General features: G+C 73.9%; 7 protein-coding genes and 1 pseudogene. 3 read left to right on the plus strand and 5 right to left on the minus strand.

The genetic code is table 11. The features are described from left to right. Positions 1-788, minus strand: a pseudogene (locus QR78_RS18645) (hypothetical protein); the annotation flags it as partial. A 348-nt stretch (positions 789-1,136) separates the two neighbouring features. On the opposite strand from QR78_RS18645, the gene QR78_RS18650 reads away from it, so the two are divergent. The 3 genes from QR78_RS18650 to QR78_RS18660 all read left to right on the plus strand — a co-directional run bounded on the left by QR78_RS18650 (position 1,137) and on the right by QR78_RS18660 (position 3,967). Then, complete coding sequence (locus QR78_RS18650; RefSeq protein ID WP_244278487.1) at positions 1,137-3,203, plus strand: transglycosylase domain-containing protein; 2,067 nt, start codon at positions 1,137-1,139, stop codon at positions 3,201-3,203. Positions 3,204-3,269: 66 nt separating this feature from the next. Then, positions 3,270-3,641, plus strand: coding sequence for a type II toxin-antitoxin system RelE/ParE family toxin (locus QR78_RS18655; RefSeq protein WP_048429066.1), 372 nt, complete (start codon positions 3,270-3,272; stop codon positions 3,639-3,641). Between the two features lie 29 nt (positions 3,642-3,670). Next, positions 3,671-3,967 carry a helix-turn-helix domain-containing protein gene (locus QR78_RS18660; RefSeq protein ID WP_048429067.1) on the plus strand — a complete coding sequence of 99 codons (297 nt, stop codon included), beginning with the start codon at positions 3,671-3,673 and terminating at the stop codon, positions 3,965-3,967. Between the two features lie 40 nt (positions 3,968-4,007). On the opposite strand, the gene QR78_RS18665 is transcribed toward QR78_RS18660, so the two are convergent. From QR78_RS18665 to QR78_RS18680, 4 genes are read right to left on the minus strand one after another with little or no spacing between them, the layout of a single operon-like run. Next, positions 4,008-4,742 (minus strand): ABC transporter ATP-binding protein, encoded by a 735-nt coding sequence (locus QR78_RS18665; protein WP_048429068.1) that lies wholly within the window; start codon positions 4,740-4,742, stop codon positions 4,008-4,010. Further along, complete coding sequence (locus QR78_RS18670; protein WP_048429069.1) at positions 4,739-5,533, minus strand: ABC transporter ATP-binding protein; 795 nt, start codon at positions 5,531-5,533, stop codon at positions 4,739-4,741. Before QR78_RS18670 ends, QR78_RS18665 begins: the two co-directional genes overlap by 4 nt. Positions 5,534-5,539: 6 nt before the next feature. Continuing rightward, the gene (locus QR78_RS18675; RefSeq protein WP_048429070.1) at positions 5,540-6,379 is read right to left on the minus strand and encodes a branched-chain amino acid ABC transporter permease; all 840 of its coding nucleotides are present in this window, start codon (positions 6,377-6,379) and stop codon (positions 5,540-5,542) included. Between the two features lie 5 nt (positions 6,380-6,384). Beyond that, positions 6,385-7,266, minus strand: coding sequence for a branched-chain amino acid ABC transporter permease (locus tag QR78_RS18680; protein WP_048429071.1), 882 nt, complete (start codon positions 7,264-7,266; stop codon positions 6,385-6,387). Positions 7,267-7,385 lie beyond the last annotated feature (119 nt).

The following is a 7,385-nucleotide window of genomic DNA, read 5'->3' on the forward strand; positions in this document are numbered from 1 at the left end:
AGGCGGCGGTATTCCGGCGAGCCGTAGATCACCCGCTGGCCGCGGACCATGACGTAGCGGCCCGGCCCGCTCTTCTCGCGGATGACGAGGCGGCGGTACTCGGGCGAGCCGACCCGCACCCGGCGGCCCTGGATCGTGACGAACTCCACCCGGCCCGGGCGCACGACCCGGTTCTCGCGCCGCTCGACCACGACGAGGCGGCGGTATTCCGGCGAGCCGTAGATCACCCGCTGGCCGGCGATCGTCACGTAACGGCGGCCGCCCACGGTGGTAATGCGGTCCTCGCGGGCCTCGCTGCGGAAGCCGGCCCGGCCCTCGCGGCGTTCGAACCGCTCGGCCCGGTCGCCGCGGCGCTCCGCCCGGCGGTCGCCGTCGCGGTCACGGCGGTCGTCCATCGCCCGGCGGCCGTCGCGGCCGTCGCGGCCCTCGGGCCCGCGCTCGGCCCGGTCGCGGGTCCCGTCGCGGTCCATGCCGCCCTTGCGGTCAGCCGTGTCGCCGCGCTTGTCGGCCTTGTCCATGCCGTCCCGGCCGGCGCCCGGCCGTGCGGCCTCGGCCTTATCCATGCCGGCCTTGTCCATGCCGCCCTTGCCCATCTCGCCGCGGGCCTGGGCGCCGCCACCCGCCCTCGCATCAGGGCCCGCCTTCGCGTCAGGGCCGGCCTTGGGACCGGACTGGCTCATCTCGCCGCCGCGGCCGGGGGCGCCGCCGGTGCTCGGGCTCGCGGCGGTCTGGGCGTAGGCCGAGGTGCTCAGCAGCAGCGCGGCCAGTCCAACAGTCAGTCTGTTCATGATTGCTTGCCTCCCTGCGCGCCGGCTCAGCGATGCAGCGGCGCCTCGAAGATGCTTCAAAACGCCAACTTCTGATTATCGTTCCGACTTTTCTGCATTCGCACTGCAACGGAGACGGTCGAACGGCCAAGTTTGGCCGACAACACTTGTCGAGACGGGGCCGCACGCGGCGCGGACTGGCGTCACCTGGCGCCCGCACGACGCGAGAGGGCCCGATGGCGGAACTGTTTCCCCAGGGCCAACGTTTCCGGGGGACCGTAGCCGTTTTGCGTCTCCGGCCGTCCTCGCGCGGCCGGGGCGGGACTCGGCGCGCCCCGGAGGTGATCAGGCAGGATGGTGGCGGAGCCGATGACGACGCAGTCCGGGCGGGATTGGCTCGATCTTGCGAGCCCCAACCTCGCCGGCCCCGACCTTCCCGGTTCCAGGCCCGCACCCGCGGCCCCGCCCGCACCCTCCCGCTTCTCCACCGCGCAACGCGAGGTCTCCGACCGCCTCGCCCGGGTCCGGACCGGTGCCGCCGGGGCGGCACGGGCGGTCCTCTCGCCGGTGATGGCGGCCGCCGCCGTGCCGATGCGCCGGGTCGCGCCGGCCTGGCAGGGGGCGGCGGCACGCGTGGGCGCCCATCCCCTCGCGGCCCGGGCCGCCGGGGCGGCGCAGCGGGCCTCGACCCTGCCCTGGACGCGCGTCCTCGTCCTCGCGGCCCTGGGGGCGGCGGCGCTCGCCGCGCTCTTCCTCATCTGGTGCGCCGCGACCCTGCCGCCCCTGTCGGGACCGGCCTCCGTCACCCGGACGCTGACCGTGCAGGCGGAGGACGGCACGCCGATCGCCCGGCGCGGCACGACCCGCGGACGCAACCTTCCGGCGGATGCGGTGGCCCCGGCGATGCGCGCCGCCTTCCTCTCCGCGCAGGACCCGTGGTTCGAGGACGGCTACCGGCTCGACGCGGCGGGCATCGCCGCGGTGATCGGCCAGGCGTTTCGCGACACGATCAGCGACGGCCCGCGGCGCGGCAGCCCGCGCCTGACCCAGCGCCTCGTGCGCCGCGACCTCATCGGCGCCCCGCCGGGCGCGCCGCGCAGCCTCGCCGACCGGGTGCGCGAGGCGATGCTGGTGCTGCGGCTCCAGGCCGGCGAGGACCGGGCCCGGATCCTCGCCCGCGCCCTCGACCTCGCGCGGTTCGGCCCCGGGCTCATCGGCATCGACGCCGCCGCCCGTACCCTGTTCGGCAAGGAGGCCGCCGCCCTCGGCACCGCGGAGGCGGCCTATCTCGCGGCGCTCGCCCGGGCGCCCGGCCTGCAGCCCGACCGCGACGTGACGGCGATCCGGGCGCTCGCCCGCGACGTCCTCGACGGCATGGTGATGCGGGGCGACCTGTCGGCCGCCAAGGCGGCGGAGGCGGGACGCAGCCTCGACGGGATCGCCCCGGTCTGGACCACCCCGGTGACCCGCAGCGGATTTCCCGACCTCGTCCTGGCGGAGGCTGCCGACCGCCTCGGCCCCGACCTGCCGCAGGACGCCACGATCCGCACCACCCTCGACCGCGACCTCCAGGCGATGGCCGAGGCGGCCGCCGAGCGCCGTCTCGAGGCTGCCGGCCGGGGCGGAGCGCGGGCGAGCCTCCTGATTCTCGGGCCCGACGGCTCGGTACGGGCGGCGGTGGCCGGCGGGACGCCGCTTCCCGACACGCCGGAGGCCCGCCGGGCGGCCTCGGCGAGCCTGCGCCATCTCGGGCGCGACGGCCGCCCGGTCTACGACCGCCTCGTCGCCGGCCCGGTGCCGGAGGCGGAGCGGCGCACCGCCCTCCTGGCGCTGCTCGCCGGCCTCGCCCGTCCGCCCGCGGGAGCGGACGACGCGGCAAGCCGGGACGGCCTCTTCGTCGGCACGATCGGCGACCTCCTCGCCGGGACGGCCGTGTCGAGCGCGGCGGCCGAGAACGGCGCCGGGGACGGGCCCGAGGCCCTTTTTCAGGATGTCGCCGCGCAATGGGCCAAGGCCCACCCCGCCCCCGAGCCCCGCGAGGCCCGCGAGAGCGCACGCGAGACCGGCAGCACGCCCCGCGGCACGGCGCGCCCGGCCTGGCAGAATCCCGGCGAGCGCGCGGCCCCGGTGCTGCACGGCGTGCCGCGGGTGATCGATACCGGGCGGCTTCGCCTCGACGGGCAGGCTCTGCGCCTCGTCGGCGTCGAGGGGCAGGGCGGGAGCTACGCCCGCGAGTTCCGCCAGTACCTGCGCCGGCGCGAGGTGACGTGCCAGCCGGCGGGCGGTCCCGACCTCTACCGCTGCCGCGCGGGCGACCAGGACCTGTCCGAGGTCGTGCTGTTCAACGGCGCCGGCCGCGCCACCCCGGGCGCCTCGCCGGAACTGCAGGCCGCGGAGGCGAACGCCAAGGCCCGCAAGGCGGGGGTGTGGCAGTAAGGGGCGATGCGAGCCCGCCCGCTTCTTCTGCTTGAACGACGTACGGGCTGCCCGTAGTATCCGGGCATGCAGACCGTCATTCAGACTCCGACCTTCCTGGCCGATGCCAAGGCGGCCGGGGTCGAGGACGAGGAGCGCGAGGCGATCGTGGCGATCATCGCGGCCGATCCGCAAGCCGGCGACCTGATCCCGGGCACCGGCGGAGCCCGCAAGGTGCGGATCGCCGGCCGAGGCAAGGGCAAGTCGGGTGGCTACCGTGTGATCACCTTCTATGCCGCCGAGGACGTTCCCGTGTTCCTGCTGGCCCTCGTCTCGAAGGGGCAGAGGGTGGATCTCAGCCAAGCGGAGCGCAACGCGCTGCGCACGGTCCTCGGGAGCCTTGCGGAATCCTATCGCCAGGGTGTCGCCGCGCGGGTGCACTCGCCGCGCTCGACCTGATCTTTTCACGGCCTGTGGAGGGACCCGCCATGACCACACTGGGACACCGCCTGATCCAATCCGCCCATGAGGCGGTCGCCATCGCCCAGGGGGAGGCCGATCCGACGACCTACCGGGTGCATGTACCGGCGGAGGTCGACGTGCGGGCGATCCGCAAGGCGACCGGACTGACGCAAGCCGAGTTCGCGCAGCGCTTCGGCTTCCCGCTCGGCACCCTGCGCGACCTCGAGCAGGGTCGCGCCCGGCCAGATAGCTCGACGCGAGCTTATCTCACGGTGATCAGCCGCGATCCCGGCGCCGTGCAACGGGCGCTGGAACCGGCATGAACCGACCCGCACGGAGCTGATTCCGGGAGGGGTCCGATCCTCACACCCCGAGATACGCCGCCGTGACCTCCGGGTTGCGGGCGATCTCCGCCGCCCGGCCCTGGAGGCGGATGCGGCCGGTCTCCAGCACGTAGGCATAGTCGGCGATGGCGAGCGCCGCGCTGGCATTCTGCTCGACGAGCAGGATCGTGCGCCCCTCGGCCCGCAACGAGGCGATGATGGAAAAAATCTCGTCGACGATGAGGGGGGCGAGGCCCATCGAGGGCTCGTCCAGCAGCAGCAGCAGCGGCTCGGCCATGAGCGCCCGGCCCATCGCCAGCATCTGCTGCTCGCCGCCCGACAGGTAGCCCGCCTGCTGGCGCAGACGCTCGGCGAGCCGGGGGAAGCGGGCTTCCACCGCCTGCTGGCGTCGCGCGGCCTCCGGGCCCGGGACGTGGTAGGCGCCCAGCCGCAGGTTCTCGGCCACCGTCATGTTGGCGAAGACCTGGCGGCCCTCCGGCACCTGGACGATGCCGCGGCGCGCGATGCGGTGGGCCGCCTCGCCGGCGATGTCGACCGGGGCCTCGTCGCCGAACAGCACCTTCCCGGCCCGGGGCTTCATCAGGCCCGACAGGCTGCGCAGGATCGTGGTCTTGCCGGCGCCGTTCGAGCCGATCAGCGACACGATGCTGCCGCGGCGGACCGAGAGGCCGATGCCGTGGACCACGTCGGCCCGGCCGTAGCCGAGGCGCAGGCCCTCGACCGCCAGGAGCTCGGGGGAAGCCTGCCCGCTCACGACGCCGCTCCCCGGCTCACGCTGACCTCGTGGCTGCCGGTGCCGAGATAGGCCTCGATCACCGCCGGGTGGGCGCGCACCTCGGCCGGCGTGCCGTCGGCGATCCGGCGGCCGAAATTCAGGACCGTCAGGCGGTCGCACAGGCTCATCACCAGGGGCATGTCGTGCTCGACGAGCAGCAGGGTCAGGCCGCGCTCGTCGCGCAGGCGGCGCAGGAGGCCGAGAAGCGCGTGGGTCTCGGCCGGGTTCATGCCGGCGGCGGGCTCGTCGAGGAGGACGAGGCGCGGCTCGCAGGCGAGCGCCCGGGCGATCTCGAGCCGGCGCTGGTCGCCATAGGGCAGGTCGCCGGCGCGGGTGTCGGCGGCGTCGATCAGGCCGACGAAGGCCAGGAGGTCGCGCGCCTTGGCCTTGGCCCGGCGCTCCTCGGCCCGGAAGCCGGGGCCGCGCAGCAGGATGCCCCAGGTCGCCGACAGGCGCGTATGCAGGCCGGTCATCACGTTCTCCAGCACCGTCATCTCGGAGAAGATGCGGATGTTCTGGAACGTGCGGGCCAAGCCCAAAGCCGTGCGCCGGTAGGGCGGCAGCCCGTCGAGGGGCTGGTCGCCGAGGCGCACGCTGCCGGCGCTGGGGGCGAGAACCCCGGAGACGAGGTTGAACAGGGTGGTCTTGCCGGCGCCGTTCGGCCCGATGAGGCCGTGGACGGTGCCGGGCTGGACCGCGAAGTCGACGGAATCGACCGCGACGAGGCCCTGGAAGCGGCGGGTGAGACCCTGGACGGTGAGGAGCGTCATGGCGGGTCAGCCCGTCCGGGCGATGCGCCAGGGCAGGATGCCCCGGGGCATGAAGAGGACGGCGAGCACGATGATCAGGCCGTTCACCATCAGGCGGAAATCGGCCAGCGGGCGCAGCACCTCGGGCAGCAGGGTCAGGATGGTCGAGCCGAGTACCGGCGCCAGCGGCGAGCCGATGCCGCCGAGCAGCGCGTAGCTCAGGATCGTCACCGCGGCCTCGAAGCCGTACTCGTTGGGGCCGATGAACGAGGAGACGTGGGCCGAGAGGCAGCCCGCCACCCCGGCCATCGCCGAGGACACGACCAGCGCCACCAGCCGGTAGCGCGGCAGGTTCACGCCCATCACGCCGGCCGCCGCCTCGTCCTCGCGCATCGCCTCCATGGCGCGGCCGACGCGGGAGCGCGCCACCAGCGTCAGGCCGACGAGCAGCACGGCGAGCGTGCCGTAGATCGCCACGACGCCGCCGCGCTCCGGGATGCTGGAGAGGCCGAGCGCGCCGCCGGCATAATCCCAGTTGAGGAACACGATGCGGGTGATCTCGCCGAGCCCGATCGTCGCGATGGCGAGGTAGACGCCGGTGAGCCGGAGCGTCGGCCCGCCGACGACCAGCGCCAGCAGGGCCGGCACCACGGCGGAGGCCAGCATGGCGACGCCGAACGGCACGCCGAACTTCACCGAGAGCAGGGCGCCGGTATAGGCGCCGACGCCCATGAAGGCGGCCTGGCCGAGGGAGAGCTGGCCCACCGCCAGCACCACGTAGACCGACAGCGCCAGGATGCCGTTCACCCCGATCGCGTGGATCAGGCTCTGGTAGGTCCAGTAGAAGTCGTCGAGGGCGTCCCACATGACGGTCAGGCCCGCTTGGCGGCGGCGCGGCCGAACAGGCCGAGCGGACGGAACCACAGGGTGGCGACGAGGAGCGCGAAGGCGATCATGTCCTTGAGGGTCGAGGAGAGGTAGGCGGCGGTGAGCACCTCGGCGAGGCCGAGGATGAGGCCGGCGAGAAGGGCGCCGCGCAGGTCGCCGAGCCCGCCCACGATGATGACGGCAAAGCCGCGCAGCATCATGTGCTCGCCCATGAAGGGCTGGATGGCGTTGAAGTTGAGGCCGACGAGCACGCCCGCCGCACCCCCGATGGCGCCGGACAGGAACGAGACCACCCGCAGCATCAGGGCGCCGTTGATGCCCATCAAGGAGGCGGCGTCCGGGTTCTCGGCCACCGCCCGGATGGCGAGCCCGATCCGCGAGCCGCGCACCAGCGCCAGCAGCGCCAGCATCAGCACGATGGCGGCGGCGAGGATCAGGATCTGGGTCGTGCCGACGCGCACGTCGCCGAGGCTGTAGGCGCCGCCCGAAAACACCTCGGCGGGGAAGCGCCGGATCTCGGTGCCCAGCGCCGCCGCCATGCCGGCATAGAGGAAGAGCGTGGCCCCCAGCGTCACCATCAAGGAGGCCAGTTCCGGCGCCTTGGCCTTGCGCAGGCGGGTGAGGAGCAGCGTGTCGAGGACGATGGCGACCAAGCCCGCGATCAGGGCGCCCACCGGCAGCGCCGCCCAGATCGGCAGGCCGAGCGCTTGCGTGCTCCAGAGCGCCGCGAAGGCGCCGAGCGCGAAGTAGACCCCGTAGGTGAGGTTGATGACGCCCATCACCCCGAACATCAGCGTGAAGCCGATGGCGAAGAGGGCATAGGTCGCGCCGAGCACGACGCCGTTGACGAGCTGCTGCTCAAGCATGGGTCTGTCGGGAGTTCGATGGGCGCCCGGCGCCCGCTGCGGTCCGGCTTCAGGGCCGAACAGGATGACGAGGGTGCGACGTGGCCGATATCGCGCGGCGGGTCAATCGGTGGGGGAGG

Origin of the sequence: Methylobacterium indicum, assembly GCF_001043895.1 — a bacterium.
Taxonomy (GTDB): domain Bacteria; phylum Pseudomonadota; class Alphaproteobacteria; order Rhizobiales; family Beijerinckiaceae; genus Methylobacterium; species Methylobacterium indicum.